The sequence below is a fragment of the Sphingobium bisphenolivorans genome (genome assembly GCF_000412635.1).
Classification (GTDB): domain Bacteria; phylum Pseudomonadota; class Alphaproteobacteria; order Sphingomonadales; family Sphingomonadaceae; genus Sphingobium; species Sphingobium bisphenolivorans.
Genome location: NZ_ASTG01000003.1, coordinates 298,675 through 313,218, shown reverse-complemented (window position 1 = coordinate 313,218; position 14,544 = coordinate 298,675). Strand labels below are relative to the sequence as shown.

Below are 14,544 nucleotides of genomic sequence, written 5' to 3'. Positions count from 1 at the left end.
CGGGCAGGGCGCGGGCATGGCGATCGAGGACAGTCTTCTGATCCGCCGGCACAACGGACCAGATCGGCTGCCGTTGTTGGCTGAATGGCCTTATTCGAGATAATGGGTGCGGAGCGCGGCCAGATCGATTTTCGACACCCCGGCTTGCTGCGCCAGATAAGTGTCGACCGATCCCCATTTCTTCTCGATCTCATCGAAAGCGAAGGAGAGGAAAGCCGTGCCATCGGCCGTCTTGAGCGGTTGGGGCTTTGACGCTGTTGGGCTGCGCTGGAAATCCGCGAACATCAGCGCGACCGGATCGTTTCCATGCGCCGCAGGATCGATCTTCGGCAGTTCCCATTCGGGCCGGCGATAGGCTGTGGACAGATGATAGTCGCTCAGGATCACGTCGCGCGGCACGCCGAGTGCGGACAGGATCATCGCGGTGACGAAGCCGGTGCGGTCCTGGCCGGCCGAGCAATTATAAGCGACCGCCCCATCCTTCGCGAGCAGGTCCTGGAACACCAGCCGCAGCAGCGGCGCGAGCGTGAGCGGCATGGTGCGATAAACCCCTTCGCCATTGCCGGGCATGGGGCCCTTCAGCAGCGCCTTCATCGAATAGCCCACCGCCTGATAGGGCACTCCCTCGATGCGGCTGGGGGCAAGCATGCGCTCCTCGCTCGATCGCAGGTCGACCAGATGCGAAAGCTTGAGGGCGCCGATCTGGCTGAGGTCGGTGTCCGTCAGCATCGGCTGGCCGCCGGACCGATAGATGAGCCCCCAGCGCACATGCTTGCCGCCGGCCGCGGGATAGCCGCCAATGTCGCGGAAATTAGAGGCTTGTTGCAGCGGCAGCAGTCGTTCCGCCACGCGCCTCGTCCGACCGGTCTTGGTATCACGCAGCAGGATATAGGCGCGCTCGCCTTCGCCAACGGCGAAGCTTTCGCGGCCATCCCTGTCGCCCTTCGACATCAGTTTTGCCTCTTCGGGGCGCGCGGCGGGATTATGGGAGAGGAAGATGTCGACCGGGTCCCCGTCCGACCAGGTGACGGTCAGTTCCGTGGGTGCGGAGCGCGTGACGACAGGCGAGTCTATGGTGCCAGCCATCGCCGTGCTGGCGAACAGGCCGGTCAGGAGAGGCAGGATGAAGGTGCGTATCATGGCAGATCTCTGTCAGCAGGTGTGGGAATATGCGTGGCGCGGGCCATGAGCATGGCTGATGGCCCGCGCCTTGTCATCAGAAGCGTATGTTCATTTCGCCGCCGAAGGTGCGCGGCTCGTTGAAGAAGCCGCTGACACCTGAAGTCGGGCTGAGCGACTTGTAGAAAAGATGCTGCTCGTTGAAGAGATTGCGCGCCCACAAGGCAAGGCTCATCTTCGCATCGCCATGTCCGAGGCCGATATCGGCGAGCGATAGGCGGCCGTTCACGATGAACGACTTCTCCCCCTTGGGCTGATAGACGTTGGCCGGGCTGTTTGGGCCGACATAGACCGGGTCCGTCGCGCTCACATAGAAGCCGCCGTCATAATTGCCATCCAGATGCGCCCGGACGGTGAAGCCCTGCATCGGCAGATCATAGTCGATCGCGCCACTCGCCGAATATTTGGGCGTATAGGTCTGATAGATCGGCACGGCGACGGTGCTCAGCACCCCGGCCGCGTTGGGGAAGGGGTTCACGGTCGCCGGGATGCGGACATATTGATAGGCGTAGGAACTCGACAGCGTCAGTCCCTCCAACGGGTTCACCGTCAATTCCGCCTCGATGCCGTGCAAGCCCCCCTTGCCCGGCGCGTTGATGGTCGATGACGTGGTCCGGGTGGTGCGGACGCCGCCGGCTTCGAACGGACGGCTGAACTCGACCTGAATATCCTTGTAGGTCCCGGCGTAGCCCGCGATGTTGAAGCGGGCATGATGGTCGAAAAATTCGGTCTTGGCGCCAATCTCGAAGATTGAGACGGACTCCGGTCCAAAGGCGTCATATTCCTGCGATCGTGAATTGGCGCCGCCGGACTTATATCCCGTGCTCCACTTGCCGTAGACATGGACATCTTCGCTGAGGTCTATGGCGAGACTGACCATCGGGTCTACGCGCGACCAGGAGACATCAAGGCCGATATCGCCCGCAACCCCGTTTCGGTCGATCGGCGCGGCGTTGTTGACGGTGGTGAGCGCACCCTTCTTGCTGTCCTTCGTCCAGCGCAGGCCACCGGTCAGATGGATGGCATCGTTCATCAGCGGTGGGGTCCAGGTTGCCTGGCCGAAAGCGCCGATGCTCTTGGTGGTTACATGGCTGGCGCGGTCGATCGGCTGGGCGTCATAGTCGATCTGCCGCAGCACATAGCTCGAACCGCCGGCGTCGGTGAACTGGCTGGTGTTGAAGGCCTGCGCATTGTCGCGCACCTTCTCGCGATAATAGAGCGCGCCAGCGACATATTTCACACGGCCAACCTCGCCGATCGCCTGAAATTCCTGGCTCCACTGATTCTGCCAGAAGCGGGCGAGGCTGTAGCGGGCGAACTGCACATTGGTGAAATTGCCGCTCGCGTTGGACATGGAAGTCGCGGCCGACCCATTGTCCCATTGGTCCTGGCTAAGCTTGCGATAGGAGGAGATGGACTTGAAGGTGAGGTCGGGGGAAGCATCCCATTCCAGTGTCAGCCGATGGCCGTGCACCCGGCCGACGCTCGGCTGTTCGGGCACGCCCACATTGGCCGTGCGCACGCGATCGGGCTGGACCGTCGCCACCGCGGCCTGCCGGTTGGTGCCCGGGGCGATCAGGTTGAGTTAGAGCGAAGTCGATTCATCCTTCGAAATGTCGAACGAATAACCCGCGCTGAAGTTGGGTGCAGGCTGCCAAAGCGCTTCCAGATGCAGGCCCTGCTTGTTATATTGGTTGAAGCCCTGCGCGCCTTCCAGCGGGTTCTTCACCAGCGGATCGCGATGGGCGACGACGCCGTCGATCTTGACGCCGATATCGTTGAAGGAGGGCAGGTCGACATGGATTTCGCCCTTGTAGGTGCCGAAATTGCCGACACCGCCGGTTGCGTTTATGTGGAATTCGCCCGACGGCTTGCGCGTCACGATGTTGACCGCGCCGCCTTCGGTGTTGCGGCCGAATAGCGTGCCCTGCGGCCCTTTGAGCACCTCGATATTCTCGATGTCGAACAAGGCGGTGCCGAGGCCCTGCGCGCGGCCGAGATAGACGCCGTCGATATAGACGCCGACGCCCTGATCGCGGGCGGGCTGGTTGCCGTCCGACAGCACGCCGATGCCGCGAATGTTGACGATCAGCGCCGAATTGCGAGCGTAGAAGGGTGCAATCTTGAGCGACGGTATCGCGCCGTCACCCAGGTCGATGAGCGAGGTGACGTGCCGGTTGACCAAGTCCTCATTGCGCATCACCGACAGTGAAATGGGCGTTTGCTGCATGTTTTCCGCACGCTTCTGCGCGGTCACCATGATTTCAGGCAGACTTTCGGCGGCGGCATCGACCGCGGCGGCAGCCGCTTCGTCCGCCGCGAAGGCCGTGGCCGGCACCAGCAGAATGAGGGCGAACGCCGTGGTTGCCAGCCAGCTATGCTGGAGTGTCATGATAGGTCCCCTATATGGATGCGACCCGCCTCGCGGGGGTGGGCTCAAGGGCGCCGACTAGGGGGCTATTGTTTCGTCCTTACGAAGCTTTGATGTCCGTCTTGCGAAATCTCGATGTCTATTTTGTTGCCAACATCGGTTCACGCGGAGGCGTAGGCACCCTCATCTGCATCATTGCGGTTATTGGCTCCCGGAACGACCCGCAGCACGATGAAGCCCGCGACCGCCGAGACAAGGGAGCCGAGCAGGATGCCAAGCTTTGCCGCATCGCCCTCATGCGGGTGGGCGGCAAAGGCGAGGCCGCTGATGAAGAGGCTCATGGTGAAGCCGATGCCGCACAGCAGCGCGACGCCATAGACTTGCGGCCAGCTCGAATGTGCCGGCCGCTCTGCCCAGCCAAGGCGGGACAGCAGCCAGATGGTGCTGAATATCCCCAGTTGCTTGCCCGCGAAAAGGCCCAGCGCGATGCCGAGCGGAACCGGAGCGGCGAGATCGGGCAGGGTAAAGCCGCTCAGCGAAACGCCCGCATTGGCAAAGCCGAACAGCGGCACAATGGCGTAGGCGATCCACGGATGCAGGCCATGTTCGAGCCGGTACAGGGGCGAATGCGCATCGTCGGGCGCACCCGGTGTCTTCCTCAGCGGCACGGTCAGGGCAACCGCAACGCCGGCCAGCGTGGCATGAATGCCCGACTGCAGGACGCAGAACCACACGCCGCCGCCGATCAGCAAATAGGGCCAGAGGCTGCTCACCCCCGCGCGGTTGCACAGCGCCAGGCACAGCAGCCCGCCCCCGGCGAGGACGAGCGGCAGCATGTTCAGCTGCGTGCTGTAGAATAGCGCGATGATGAGCACCGCGATCAGGTCGTCGATGATTGCCACGGCCGTCAGGAAAATCTTGAGCGAGCCCGGAATGCGTCGTCCCAGCAGGGCGAGGACGCCCAGCGCGAAGGCGATGTCGGTCGCCGCCGGGATCGCCCAGCCGCGCAGGCCCGTGGCATCGCCCCGATTGACCGCGATATAGATAAGCGCGGGAAGGATCACGCCCGCACCCGCCGCGACCCCTGGCAGCAGCCGGTCGGACCAGCGGGATAGCTGCCCGTCCAGCACCTCCCGCTTGATCTCCAGTCCCACGATCAGGAAGAACAGCGCCATCAGCCCATCGTTGATCCAGTGGAGGATGCTGAGACCACCGGCCTCGACATGCAGCGCATGGAAATAGCTGCCCGCCAGCGCCGAATTGGCGACCAGCATGCCTGCGGCGGCAGCGGCCATCAATATGATCCCGCCTGCCGCTTCGGTCGCCAAAAAGGCGCGCATCATCGAAAAGGGGCGGGCGATCAGGGGAGGGCGCATGCGGCGTTCCTAACCGTCCCGACCGCTGTGGGCCACCCGAAAGTCTTGAAAACAATATCCCGTGGCAAGCCGCTGCCGGCCCTTCGCGGCGACGCTTTCCCCTTGTGTCGTGGCCCCGATAGGCAAATAGTAAGGCATGATCGTGCCGGAGCGCCCCTCGACCCTGGCTGCCGTCGCGAGCCATTATGACGAGCTGGACCCGGCCTATCGGCGGATATGGGGCGAGCATGTCCATCACGGCTATTGGCAGCATGGCCATGAAACGGCGGCGGACGCGGCGGCCGCCCTCGTCCGCCTGGTGGAGCAGGCACTCGCGCTCGAACCGGACCAGCGGGTGTGCGACATCGGCTGCGGCTATGGCGCCACCGCCGCCGATCTGCTGAAGCGCTACGATATCAGCATCACCGGACTCACCGTGTCGGCGGCGCAGCACCGTCTGGCAGCGGGGCGAGCGCCCGGCTTCACCTGCCTGCTGCGCGATTGGCTCGACAATGGGCTGGAAAGCGCAGCCTTCGACCGCGCCTATGCCATCGAAAGTTCCGAGCATATGACCGACAAGGACCGCTTCTTCGCCGAGGCGCGGCGTGTCCTGCGGCCGGGCGGCCGGCTGGTCGTCTGCGCCTGGCTGGAAGGCGAGACGGCGACGCCATGGCAGGTGCGGCATCTGCTGCTGCCGATATGCCACGAAGGGCGGCTCCCCAGCATGGGCAGCCGCGCTGATTATGCAGAGATGGCGGCGCTCGCCGGCTTCGAGCTGATCGGCTATCAGGATATCAGCCGGCAGGTGGTGCGGACCTGGCAGATCTGCCTCGGCCGCTTGCTGAAGCGCCTTCTGACCGATGGCGAGATCAGGCGGCTCGCCTTCAGCCCCAGCACAACGAACCGCGCCTTCATGCTCAGCCTGCCGCGGCTGATCATCGCCCTCCGCACCGGGGCGATGCGCTACGGCATTTTTCAGTGGAAGGCGCAGTCGCGGTTGATCAGGTCTGAGTGACCGTCACCCCGGACTTGATCCGGGGTCCCGCTTTTCCTCTGAAGTTGCGAGGGCAGCGGGACCCCGGGTCAAGCCCGGGGTGACGGGGAAGATGCTTTCGTGTAAGACGATCACGCTTTAGCCCGCCCGCGTCCAGCGCCTCGACTGGCAGATGAAGAGCACGCAGCCCGTCACCTTCAGCGACCCGTCGGGACTGACCTGCAGCGTCGAGCGATAGCTTTTTCCCGTCTGCGGATCATAGGCCCGGCCATCCTTCCACACGGCGCCGGCGCGGGTGAAGCCCCACAGACTGACAAGACCCAGAAGCGGCCGCTGGCGCAGCGCCGGGTCGGGATTGTTCACGTCCGTGCCTGGAACGTTCGGACGCTTGTCGAGAATGCGGACGATCCGGCCGCACATGCGGGTGCCGCATGGCTCGATCCGCACCAGCCCCTTGCGATCGTCGGTCAGCCACAGGCCGGAAATGTCCGGTGCGGGAGTGGCGCCGCTGGCGAGCATGAGCAAGGACGCAGCCAGAAACCCCATCTCATTGGTCCTTCGTCATTCTGTTTGTGATAGGATAGCCCTCTCGGGAGGAAAGGGCCATGGTCAGTCTGGCGGAGCGGTCGCGGCAGGAAGAACAGATGGACGCGCCCGGCCTCGACCCTGCGATTTACGAGCAGGTTCTTCACGACCTGGCGCGCGTCAACCGCTGGACCTTCACCGCCTGGCCCACCATCGCCTTTCTGAACCGCGCGGTCGGGGAGGCGCGTCGTTTCCGCTTGCTGGATGTGGGCTTTGGCGATGGCGACATATTACGGGCCATCGGCCGCTGGGCTGTCCGGAAAGGGATCGATGCGGAACTGGTCGGGGTCGACCTCAATGAAAAAAGCCTGGCCGCCGCGCGAAGCGCGACCCCGCCCGGCATGGAGATCGATTACCGCGCAGGTGACTATCTGGACCAGCCCGAGCGCTTCGACTTCATCATCTCGAGCCAGGTCACGCACCATATGACCGACGCTCAACTGATGACCTTCCTGCGGCATATGGAGGCGCAGGCACGGATGGGATGGCTGGTTTGCGACCTGCACCGGCACCGCTTCGCCTATCAGGGCTTCCCGCTGCTGGCGCGGCTGCTGCGGGTTCATCGGATCGTGCGAGAGGACGGCCAGCTATCGATCGCCCGCGCATTCCGCCCGGCGGAGTGGAGGGAATTGCTGGTGCAGGCGGGCATCGCGCCCGATCAGGTCAGGATCGTCCGGCGCTTCGCCTTTCGCCTCTGCCTTGAGCGCGTGCGCGGCAGTCCTGCCGCCTGAAGCGTGAGCGTCTTAGACGGAAGCATCCGCTCCTTTTGCGTCACCTGGGCAAAGGCCGGGGTTACGGCCACTCAAACATGATCATAGTCCAACTGCCGACGCCCATGCTCTTGATCGCGGCCGGCAGCGCTAAAGGACCGTCAGGAGCCGACCCGCATGGTTCTCGATAGGCTGCGCGGTGCGCAATTGGCGCGCTTCCGATCATGGCCGCGGCGGTCCCGTCCACAGATGAAATCGAGCGCTTACAAGTATTTCTGAATTGAAACGGTTGGAAATTTCTTGTCCCTTGGCCAGACGTGATGGCGCCCTGGGCTACCAATCCGCCTTTCCAGACCCGGCTTTTTGATGGCGTGCCTTCGAGCGCGCGAGCCGGGTCGCATGAACGAGGCAAGACAGACATGAGCGCTGAACTTTCACATGGCGGGCTGGCGAAGCGCCGCTGGATCATCCTCGCCGCGGCGCTGCTTTTGCTGGCGCTGGTCGCGGCCTTCTTCGCCGCGAGGCCGGGCGGCAAGGACGATCTCCCCGTGCTGCGCGTCGGCAACCAGAAAGGGACGACGCGCTCCCTGCTCGAAGCGTCAGGAGTGCTGAAGGACCTGCCCTACCGCATCGAATGGTCGGAATTCCCCGCGGCGCAGCATCTGCTGGAAGCGCTGACGGCAAACGCCACCGATGTCGGCCTGGTGGGGGACGCGCCGTTCCTCTTTTCCTATGCGGGCGGATCACCGCTCAAGGTGATTTCGGTCGCGCAGCTTGGGACCCAGGGATCCTCCGTCGCGATCCTCGTTCCCAAGGATTCGTCGATCAGGACGGTCGCCGATCTGAAGGGCAGGAGGGTCGCGACCGGCAAGATATCGATCGGCCATTATCTGCTGCTGCGCGCGCTGGAGCAGCAGGGCTTGACCGCGCGTGACATCCATCCGGTCTATCTGTCTCCGGCTGACGCGCTGAGCGCCTTTTCCGCAGGTTCGGTCGACGCATGGGCGACTTGGGCGCCATTCCTGGACGCGGCGCTGCTGCAGGGGAAGGCGCGCGTGTTGGTGGACGGCTCAGGGCTGGTAACTGGCTACGGCTATCATGTCGCAACACCCGAAGCGATCGAGCGGAAGGCGGACCTGCTCAGGGATTTCTCGGGCAGGCTCGCAAGAGCCTATGAGTGGGCGAACAGGCATGAACGCGACTATGGCGAAGCGCTGGCGAAGGTGACCGGGCTGCCGCAGCAGGTTGCGCTATCCTATGCCCGGCGCAACAATCCGCGCAGCGTGCCGTTCAGCGACGCGCTGGTCCAGGATGCCCGGCAAGTGGTGGCGACGATCGGCAGAGGGCAGGTCATCGCCGTCGCCGGCAAGGATGTCCAGGACGCATTCGACCCTCGTTTCTTCGCGCGCTGATGGGTCAAGCAATCCCGATCGATGGGAAGCAATGCGTGTGAGACATGTCTCTACTTAGCCTTCGGCTGTCGATAACGGGCAAGGGCGACATCAGGCTGCACTTCATGGTGGCATCACGCCCGCAGGGCTCGCTTCGTTATAGCGAATGCCAGTCCTGACCGGTTTCATGCGTGGCGAAAGGCCGCCCGACATCGTCGACCTGCCTTGGCGGTTCAGAGCGTCTGGACCGTTTCCCGCGCCAGTTCGGCGAGCCGATGGGCGGCCTTGTCCAGCTTCTCGCCCGATCGCAGGATCGCGGCGACCCGTGGCAGTTGCGGCAGCCGCTCATGCTCCAGCGCTTCGCTGTCGCTCAGGAACAGATGGGTACGGCAGGTGACGCCCAGGCCCGCGCCGACCGCGGCCTTCAATGTGGCGAGGTTCGGCGTTTCCACCGCGATGCGCCATTGCAGCCCCGAATTTTCAAGTTCGCGGATCGCTGCCTCGCGAAATCGACAGGGTTCTTCGAGCACGGCAAGCGGGATCACCTCCCGCTCCGCCAGCGCCGCGTCTCCATACCAGCTCATCGGCGCCACCGTCACTGCATGCGAATCATTGGGCGCGGCAAAGCCCAGCACGATGTCGAGTTCGCGCCGTTCGAGCAGCGTCTGCAATTCGGCCGTTCCGGCAACGCGGGCGTAAATCTGCGCTTCGGGATGCAGTTCGGCAAAACGGGACAGGAGCCCGCTCAAAAGGCTGTCGGCGAAATCCTGCACCATGCCGATGCGGGCCGGACCGGCGAAGCGGCCGGCGCTGACGGCAGAGATCGCCTCATCATGCAGGGCCAGCACGCGCCGAGCATAATCCAGCAGAACCTCTCCCGCCGAAGTCAGGTTCAATCGCCGCCCCTCGCGTAGGAACAGCGTCTGCTGCACCAGCTCCTCTAGCCGCTTGATCTGAAGGCTGAGCGCGGACTGGGTGACGAACACCTGTTCCGAAGCATTCAGCATCGAGCCCGTGTCGACGATCGCAACGAAGCTGCGCAGCAAATTGGTAGGCAGATTGACCGGCATGCGAAATCCTTGGGTGAAGACAATGGTGCCGATCCGCCGCAGGAACCGGGGACGGTCTTATCAGGGCCTCTTATATATCAATCAAATTAGTAGAGATTTAGCCGCGCGAAATAAAACTACGCCCGAACGACCCGGCGCTTCAAAACCCCGCGGATCCGGGTCCCTCCGGCGGAGGAGCTGTCGATATGAGCAATGCTCATCGATCGGCCGGGTAGAACTTAATTGATTTGGTAGAGAAATCATGTTGGGCTTGCTCCTCCATTTTGAGGAGCCAGTGAATGACGGCTGCAGCATTGCGACGAAGCGGAGCCGGAGCATCGCCGCCCCAGAGATTTTCCCTGGCGCGGTTCGGCGGCCGCTGGCTTTCCCCGGTCGTGCTACTGCTGCTGTGGGAATTAGGCTCTCGGACCGGGCTGATCCCCGAGCGCACGTTGGCGGCGCCCTCGGCCGTCATCGGCACGCTTGTGGACATGCTGCTTTCGGGTGAGCTGCCGTCCAATCTGCTGGTGTCCTTCGCCCGTGTCGCCGCAGGCCTGCTGCTGGGCATCGGCCTTGGTGTCGGCCTCGGCCTGACTGCGGGGCTCTCGCGCGCCGGAGAGTTGGCCGTCGACCCGATCATGCAGATCAAGCGCACGATTCCCGTGCTGGCGCTGACGCCGCTCTTCATCGTCTGGTTCGGGATCGGCGAGACACCCAAGATCGCGCTGATCGCCTTCGCCTCCATTTTCCCGGTCTATCTCAACCTCTACAGCGGTATCCGCAGCGTCGACCTGCGGCTGCTGGACGCGGCGAAGAGCTTCGGCCTCAGCCGCACCGAGCAGATCTGGCACGTCGTGCTGCCCTCGGCGCTGCCTTCGCTGCTGGTGGGGCTGCGCTACTCCCTTTCGGTCGCCATTCTCGTCCTCGTCGTTGCCGAGCAGATCAACGCCTCGGCCGGTCTTGGCTATCTTATCAACAATGCCCGCGATTTCATGCGGACCGACGTCATCGTGGTCTGCCTCATGGTCTACGCCATTCTCGGCCTTGGCGCCGACTGGCTGGTCCGCGCCGTCGAAGCCCGCGCCCTGATCTGGCGCCCCAGCATAGTGGAGCAATAAGCATGGACGCTCGTCGTGGATTTTCCGTCTTGCGCAGCGCTGCTGCCCATGTCCACCTGCCGCATCCCGAACCTGTGGTAAGGCTGCGCAATTTCGTCCGCCGCTTCGGCGCCAATACCATCATCGATGGCCTGGACCTGGACATCGCGCCGGGCGAGTTTATCGCCCTGCTCGGCCGGTCGGGATCGGGCAAGACGACGCTGCTCCGCACGCTCGCCGGGCTCGATGAAGTGCGTGGACAGGATGTGGAAGTCCCCGCATCGCGCGCCGTCGTGTTTCAGGACGCCCGGCTGCTGCCGTGGAAGCCGGTGTGGAAGAATGTCGCGTTGGGCCTGAAAGGCGAAGGCGCACGTGACCGCAGCGAGGCTGCGCTCAAGGAAGTGGGGCTTGGCCATCGCCTCGACGCCTGGCCGCTGACATTGTCTGGCGGAGAAGCGCAGCGCGTGGCGCTGGCGCGGGCGTTGGTGCGCGAACCGCAATTGCTGCTGCTGGACGAGCCCTTCGCCGCGCTGGATGCGCTCACCCGCTACCGTATGCATGATCTGGTGCTCTCGCTCTGGCGCGCGCACCGGCCCGCCGTGCTGATCGTCACCCATGATGTCGAGGAAGCCATCGCGCTGGCCGACCGGGTGCTGGTGCTCGACAAGGGCCGCATCATCGCGCAGGAATGCATCACTGCGCCGCGCGGGGAACGGTCCGGCCTGTCGGTGCGGCTGCGTGAGAAGCTCCTTTCCTATCTCGGCGGCGACGATCATGGCGAGGGAGTGCTGCCTTTCGCCCCCATCGCAGAGGCGGCCGAATGAATGCCGTCACCGCGATGGACCGGCCTGTCGCGGTCGCACGCCTGCGCGGTTTCGTCACCGCTTTTGGCGACCTTCTGGCCGCGGTTCGGGATGAAAGCGCCATATTGGAAAGCGGCCGGGCGCTGCTCACCCGGCTGATCGCGCAGGACGACTGGCTGCCCGAAGAATTCGCCCGCGCCCATCCCGATCGCTATCAGCAATATCTGCTCCATTGCGACAGCCGCGAGCGGTTCAGCGTCGTGAGCTTTGTCTGGGGACCGGGTCAGTCGACGCCGATCCACGATCACAGCGTCTGGGGGCTGGTCGGGGTGCTGCGAGGCGTCGAGAAGGTCGAGCGCTTCCGCCGCTTGCCCGCCGGCGGACTGGGGGCGGAAGGCGAGGATATTCTGCGCGCAGGCGAGGTCGATGCCATCTCTCCGCGCGTCGGTGACATCCACCGCGTGACCAACGGCCTGGCCGACCGGCCGTCTATCAGCATCCATGTCTATGGCGCCAATATCGGCGCGGTCGAGCGGGCGACCTATTCGATCGACGGCACGCCAAAGACATTCATTTCGGGTTACGCCAACAGCGTGATCCCCAACCTTTGGGACAGATCGAGAAACGCATGACCATAGACACGCTGGAGCGCACGAGCGAGCGCATCTTGCTCGCCACACCGCAGGAGATCCGCCGCGCGCTGCTGATCGGCAGCGAGATCGCGCTGATCGACGTGCGGGAGGAGCACGACTTCGCCCAGGGACACCCGCTTTTCGCCGCGCAGATCCCGCTCCGCCGGATCGATGAGGAGGCGCGCTGGCGCATCCCCCGGCTGGATACGCCCGTCATCGTCTATGACAATGGCGAAGGACTGGCACACAAGGCGGCGGTGCGGCTGGAGGCGCTTGGCTATAGCGACGTGCGCGAACTGGACGGCGGGCTGGCCGGCTGGCGGGACGCGGGCTACGAACTGTTCGAGGATGTGAACAGCTATTCCAAGGCCTTTGGCGAACTGGTCGAACATCGCCGACACACGCCCAGCCTTGCGGCCGAAGAGGTGCAGGCGCTGATCCGGGAGAAGGCGGACATCCAGATTCTCGATGCACGCCGCTATGAGGAATATAACACGATGAGCATTCCGACCGGCACCAGCGTGCCGGGCGCGGAACTGGTGCTGCGCGCTCGGACGATCGCACCCGATCCGGACACGACGATAATCGTCAACTGCGCGGGCCGTACCCGGTCGATCATCGGCGCGCAGTCGCTGGTGAATGCGGGGGTGCCCAACCGCGTCTTCGCCCTGCGCAACGGCACAATCGGCTGGACGCTCGCGGGGCAGGAGCTGGAAAGCGGGCAGACGCGCGTTGCACCCGAGGTGGACCATCTGTTGACGCAGGAGGCCCGCGTCCATGCCCGCGAGGTCGCCTATCGCGCCGGGGTGAAACGTATCGGCTGGGGAGAGCTGGAGCAGCTCAGGGCCGACAAGGCGCGGACCCTCTACCTCTATGACGTTCGCCAGCCGCGCGAATTCGAAAGCGGCCATCTGCCCGGATTTCGCAACGCGCAAGGTGGACAGCTGGTGCAGGAAACCGACCATAATGCGCCGGTCCGTGGCGCGCGCATCGTCGTTGCCGACGATCTGGGGCCGCGGGCGGACATGACTGCCTCCTGGCTCGCGCAGCTAGGCCTGGAAGTTTACGTGCTGGACGTCGATTGGTCCGCCGTGACGCTGGAGAAAGGGTCCGACGGCGCGCCCACTCCGCGCGGCCCGGAGGGGCGGTACAAGCGCCCCTATGAGGGCACCGACAATAAGGCCGCCGCGATGCAGGCCTATCTGGATTGGGAATATGGCCTCGTCGCCCAGCTGGAGCGCGACGGCACCCACGGCTTTTTCGTCATCTAACATCAGGAGGACGCGGCATGAGCGTCAAATTCATCGGTTATATCGGCTTCAACAACGGCTCCGAAACGCAATCGGCGGTGCGCAGCCGCGCGCTCGACAAGACTTATGTGGAAGCGGCGGCGAAGGCGCAGGAGGAGGGCGGCTTCGACCGGGTGCTGATCCCGTTTGGGTCGAACAGCCCGGAAAGCCAGATCGTGGCGGCGCATGCGGCGGCGATTACCAGCAGGCTTGGTTTCCTGGTGGCGCACCGGCCCGGCTTTACCCAACCCACGGTGGCGGCGCGCCAGCTTGCCACGCTCGACCAACTGTCGGGCGGACGCGTGGCCGTGCATATCATCACCGGCGGCGCGGACGAGGAAATGGCGCGCGATGGCGACACGGGGACGGTGAAGGCGGAGCGCTATGCGCGCACGGACGAATATCTCACCGTCTTGCGCCAGGAATGGACCGCCGCCCAGCCCTTCGACCATCAGGGCAAATTCTACGACGTCAAACAGGCGTTCAGCGCGATCAAGCCGGACAATCTGCCGGTCTTCTTCGGCGGATCGTCGGCGGAGGCGGTCGAGGTCGCCGGTCGTCATGCGGATGTCTACGCGCTATGGGGCGAGACGCTGGAAGCGGTGCAGGATACGGTCCGCCAGGTGCGCCGCTCGGCCGCGCGCCATGGCCGCGACCCGGGCTTTTCCCTGTCGCTGCGGCCGGTCGTCGCCGATACGGAGGAGGCCGCCTGGAAGCGCGCGGCGGAGATTGAGGAGCAGGTGCGGGAGAACAGGGTTGCCGCCGGCCTGCCGATCACCGGCCATCGCCCGCCCAATGCCGGGTCGCTCCGCCTGCTGGAAACCGCGAGCGCCAACCGCCGGGACAAGCGGCTTTGGACCGGCGTTGCGGCATTGACCGGCGCGGCCGGCAACAGCACGGGCCTGGTCGGCACGCCGGAGCAGATCGCGGACGCCATGCTGGATTATTATGATATCGGCATCGATCATTTCCTGATCCGCGGCTTCGACCCGCTGGAGGATTCGGTTCTATACGGCAGGGAATTGCTGCCGGTCGTTCGCCGCAAGGTGGCGGCGCGGGAGAAGACCCGGCTCGCGCTGGCGGGCTGAT

The 14,544-nt window shown here is 64.4% G+C and carries 14 protein-coding genes; 8 read left to right on the top strand and 6 right to left on the bottom strand.

The genetic code is table 11. From position 1 onward, the window contains the following. Positions 1-90: 90 nt before the first annotated feature. From L858_RS0103790 to nhaA, 4 genes are all read right to left on the bottom strand, one after another. Positions 91-1,140 (bottom strand): tyrosine-protein phosphatase, encoded by a 1,050-nt coding sequence (locus L858_RS0103790; protein ID WP_022681817.1) that lies wholly within the window; start codon positions 1,138-1,140, stop codon positions 91-93. A 76-nt stretch (positions 1,141-1,216) separates the two neighbouring features. Beyond that, a complete protein-coding gene (locus L858_RS22180) occupies positions 1,217-2,725 on the bottom strand; it encodes a TonB-dependent receptor (RefSeq protein WP_238564918.1) in 1,509 nt (502 codons plus the stop codon). 39 nt (positions 2,726-2,764) lie between these two features. Beyond that, entirely contained in the window at positions 2,765-3,571 is an 807-nt protein-coding gene (locus tag L858_RS22175; RefSeq protein WP_238564917.1) for a TonB-dependent receptor, read from the bottom strand. Positions 3,572-3,711: 140 nt separating this feature from the next. Then, positions 3,712-4,926, bottom strand: a complete 1,215-nt coding sequence (nhaA, locus tag L858_RS19610) for a Na+/H+ antiporter NhaA (protein WP_022681816.1) — start codon at positions 4,924-4,926, stop codon at positions 3,712-3,714. A gap of 136 nt (positions 4,927-5,062) precedes the next feature. Between nhaA and L858_RS0103775 the strand changes: the two genes are divergently transcribed. Next, on the top strand, positions 5,063-5,920 hold the full coding sequence (locus tag L858_RS0103775; protein ID WP_022681815.1) for a class I SAM-dependent methyltransferase: 858 nt from the start codon (positions 5,063-5,065) through the stop codon (positions 5,918-5,920). 117 nt (positions 5,921-6,037) lie between these two features. Here the strand turns inward: L858_RS0103775 and L858_RS19605 are convergent, their stop codons facing one another. Beyond that, the gene (locus L858_RS19605) at positions 6,038-6,445 is read right to left on the bottom strand and encodes a DUF2147 domain-containing protein (protein WP_022681814.1); all 408 of its coding nucleotides are present in this window, start codon (positions 6,443-6,445) and stop codon (positions 6,038-6,040) included. A 59-nt stretch (positions 6,446-6,504) separates the two neighbouring features. Between L858_RS19605 and L858_RS0103765 the strand changes: the two genes are divergently transcribed. Further along, positions 6,505-7,215, top strand: coding sequence for a methyltransferase domain-containing protein (locus L858_RS0103765; protein ID WP_022681813.1), 711 nt, complete (start codon positions 6,505-6,507; stop codon positions 7,213-7,215). 398 nt (positions 7,216-7,613) lie between these two features. Beyond that, positions 7,614-8,606 (top strand): ABC transporter substrate-binding protein, encoded by a 993-nt coding sequence (locus L858_RS0103760; RefSeq protein ID WP_051132586.1) that lies wholly within the window; start codon positions 7,614-7,616, stop codon positions 8,604-8,606. Positions 8,607-8,818: 212 nt separating this feature from the next. On the opposite strand, the gene L858_RS0103755 is transcribed toward L858_RS0103760, so the two are convergent. Beyond that, positions 8,819-9,655 carry a LysR substrate-binding domain-containing protein gene (locus L858_RS0103755; RefSeq protein WP_022681811.1) on the bottom strand — a complete coding sequence of 279 codons (837 nt, stop codon included), beginning with the start codon at positions 9,653-9,655 and terminating at the stop codon, positions 8,819-8,821. Positions 9,656-9,933: 278 nt separating this feature from the next. Between L858_RS0103755 and L858_RS0103750 the strand changes: the two genes are divergently transcribed. From L858_RS0103750 to L858_RS0103730, 5 genes are read left to right on the top strand one after another with little or no spacing between them, the layout of a single operon-like run. Then, positions 9,934-10,752, top strand: coding sequence for an ABC transporter permease (locus L858_RS0103750; protein WP_022681810.1), 819 nt, complete (start codon positions 9,934-9,936; stop codon positions 10,750-10,752). A gap of 2 nt (positions 10,753-10,754) precedes the next feature. Beyond that, positions 10,755-11,555, top strand: a complete 801-nt coding sequence (locus L858_RS0103745) for an ABC transporter ATP-binding protein (RefSeq protein ID WP_022681809.1) — start codon at positions 10,755-10,757, stop codon at positions 11,553-11,555. Beyond that, complete coding sequence (locus L858_RS0103740) at positions 11,552-12,166, top strand: cysteine dioxygenase family protein (RefSeq protein ID WP_022681808.1); 615 nt, start codon at positions 11,552-11,554, stop codon at positions 12,164-12,166. The genes L858_RS0103745 and L858_RS0103740 overlap by 4 nt, the downstream gene beginning before the upstream one ends. Next, positions 12,163-13,437, top strand: a complete 1,275-nt coding sequence (locus tag L858_RS0103735) for a rhodanese-like domain-containing protein (protein WP_022681807.1) — start codon at positions 12,163-12,165, stop codon at positions 13,435-13,437. The genes L858_RS0103740 and L858_RS0103735 overlap by 4 nt, the downstream gene beginning before the upstream one ends. A gap of 17 nt (positions 13,438-13,454) precedes the next feature. Then, a complete protein-coding gene (locus L858_RS0103730) occupies positions 13,455-14,543 on the top strand; it encodes an LLM class flavin-dependent oxidoreductase (protein WP_022681806.1) in 1,089 nt (362 codons plus the stop codon). Position 14,544 lies beyond the last annotated feature (1 nt).

Coding starts and splice junctions, on each gene's coding strand:
- L858_RS0103790 (WP_022681817.1), bottom strand. CDS start 1,140: ATGATACGCACCTTCATCCTGCCTCTCCTGACCGGCCTGTTCGCCAGC.
- L858_RS22175 (WP_238564917.1), bottom strand. CDS start 3,571: ATGACACTCCAGCATAGCTGGCTGGCAACCACGGCGTTCGCCCTCATT.
- nhaA (WP_022681816.1), bottom strand. CDS start 4,926: ATGCGCCCTCCCCTGATCGCCCGCCCCTTTTCGATGATGCGCGCCTTT.
- L858_RS0103775 (WP_022681815.1), top strand. CDS start 5,063: ATGATCGTGCCGGAGCGCCCCTCGACCCTGGCTGCCGTCGCGAGCCAT.
- L858_RS19605 (WP_022681814.1), bottom strand. CDS start 6,445: ATGGGGTTTCTGGCTGCGTCCTTGCTCATGCTCGCCAGCGGCGCCACT.
- L858_RS0103765 (WP_022681813.1), top strand. CDS start 6,505: ATGGTCAGTCTGGCGGAGCGGTCGCGGCAGGAAGAACAGATGGACGCG.
- L858_RS0103760 (WP_051132586.1), top strand. CDS start 7,614: ATGAGCGCTGAACTTTCACATGGCGGGCTGGCGAAGCGCCGCTGGATC.
- L858_RS0103755 (WP_022681811.1), bottom strand. CDS start 9,655: ATGCCGGTCAATCTGCCTACCAATTTGCTGCGCAGCTTCGTTGCGATC.
- L858_RS0103750 (WP_022681810.1), top strand. CDS start 9,934: ATGACGGCTGCAGCATTGCGACGAAGCGGAGCCGGAGCATCGCCGCCC.
- L858_RS0103745 (WP_022681809.1), top strand. CDS start 10,755: ATGGACGCTCGTCGTGGATTTTCCGTCTTGCGCAGCGCTGCTGCCCAT.
- L858_RS0103740 (WP_022681808.1), top strand. CDS start 11,552: ATGAATGCCGTCACCGCGATGGACCGGCCTGTCGCGGTCGCACGCCTG.
- L858_RS0103735 (WP_022681807.1), top strand. CDS start 12,163: ATGACCATAGACACGCTGGAGCGCACGAGCGAGCGCATCTTGCTCGCC.
- L858_RS0103730 (WP_022681806.1), top strand. CDS start 13,455: ATGAGCGTCAAATTCATCGGTTATATCGGCTTCAACAACGGCTCCGAA.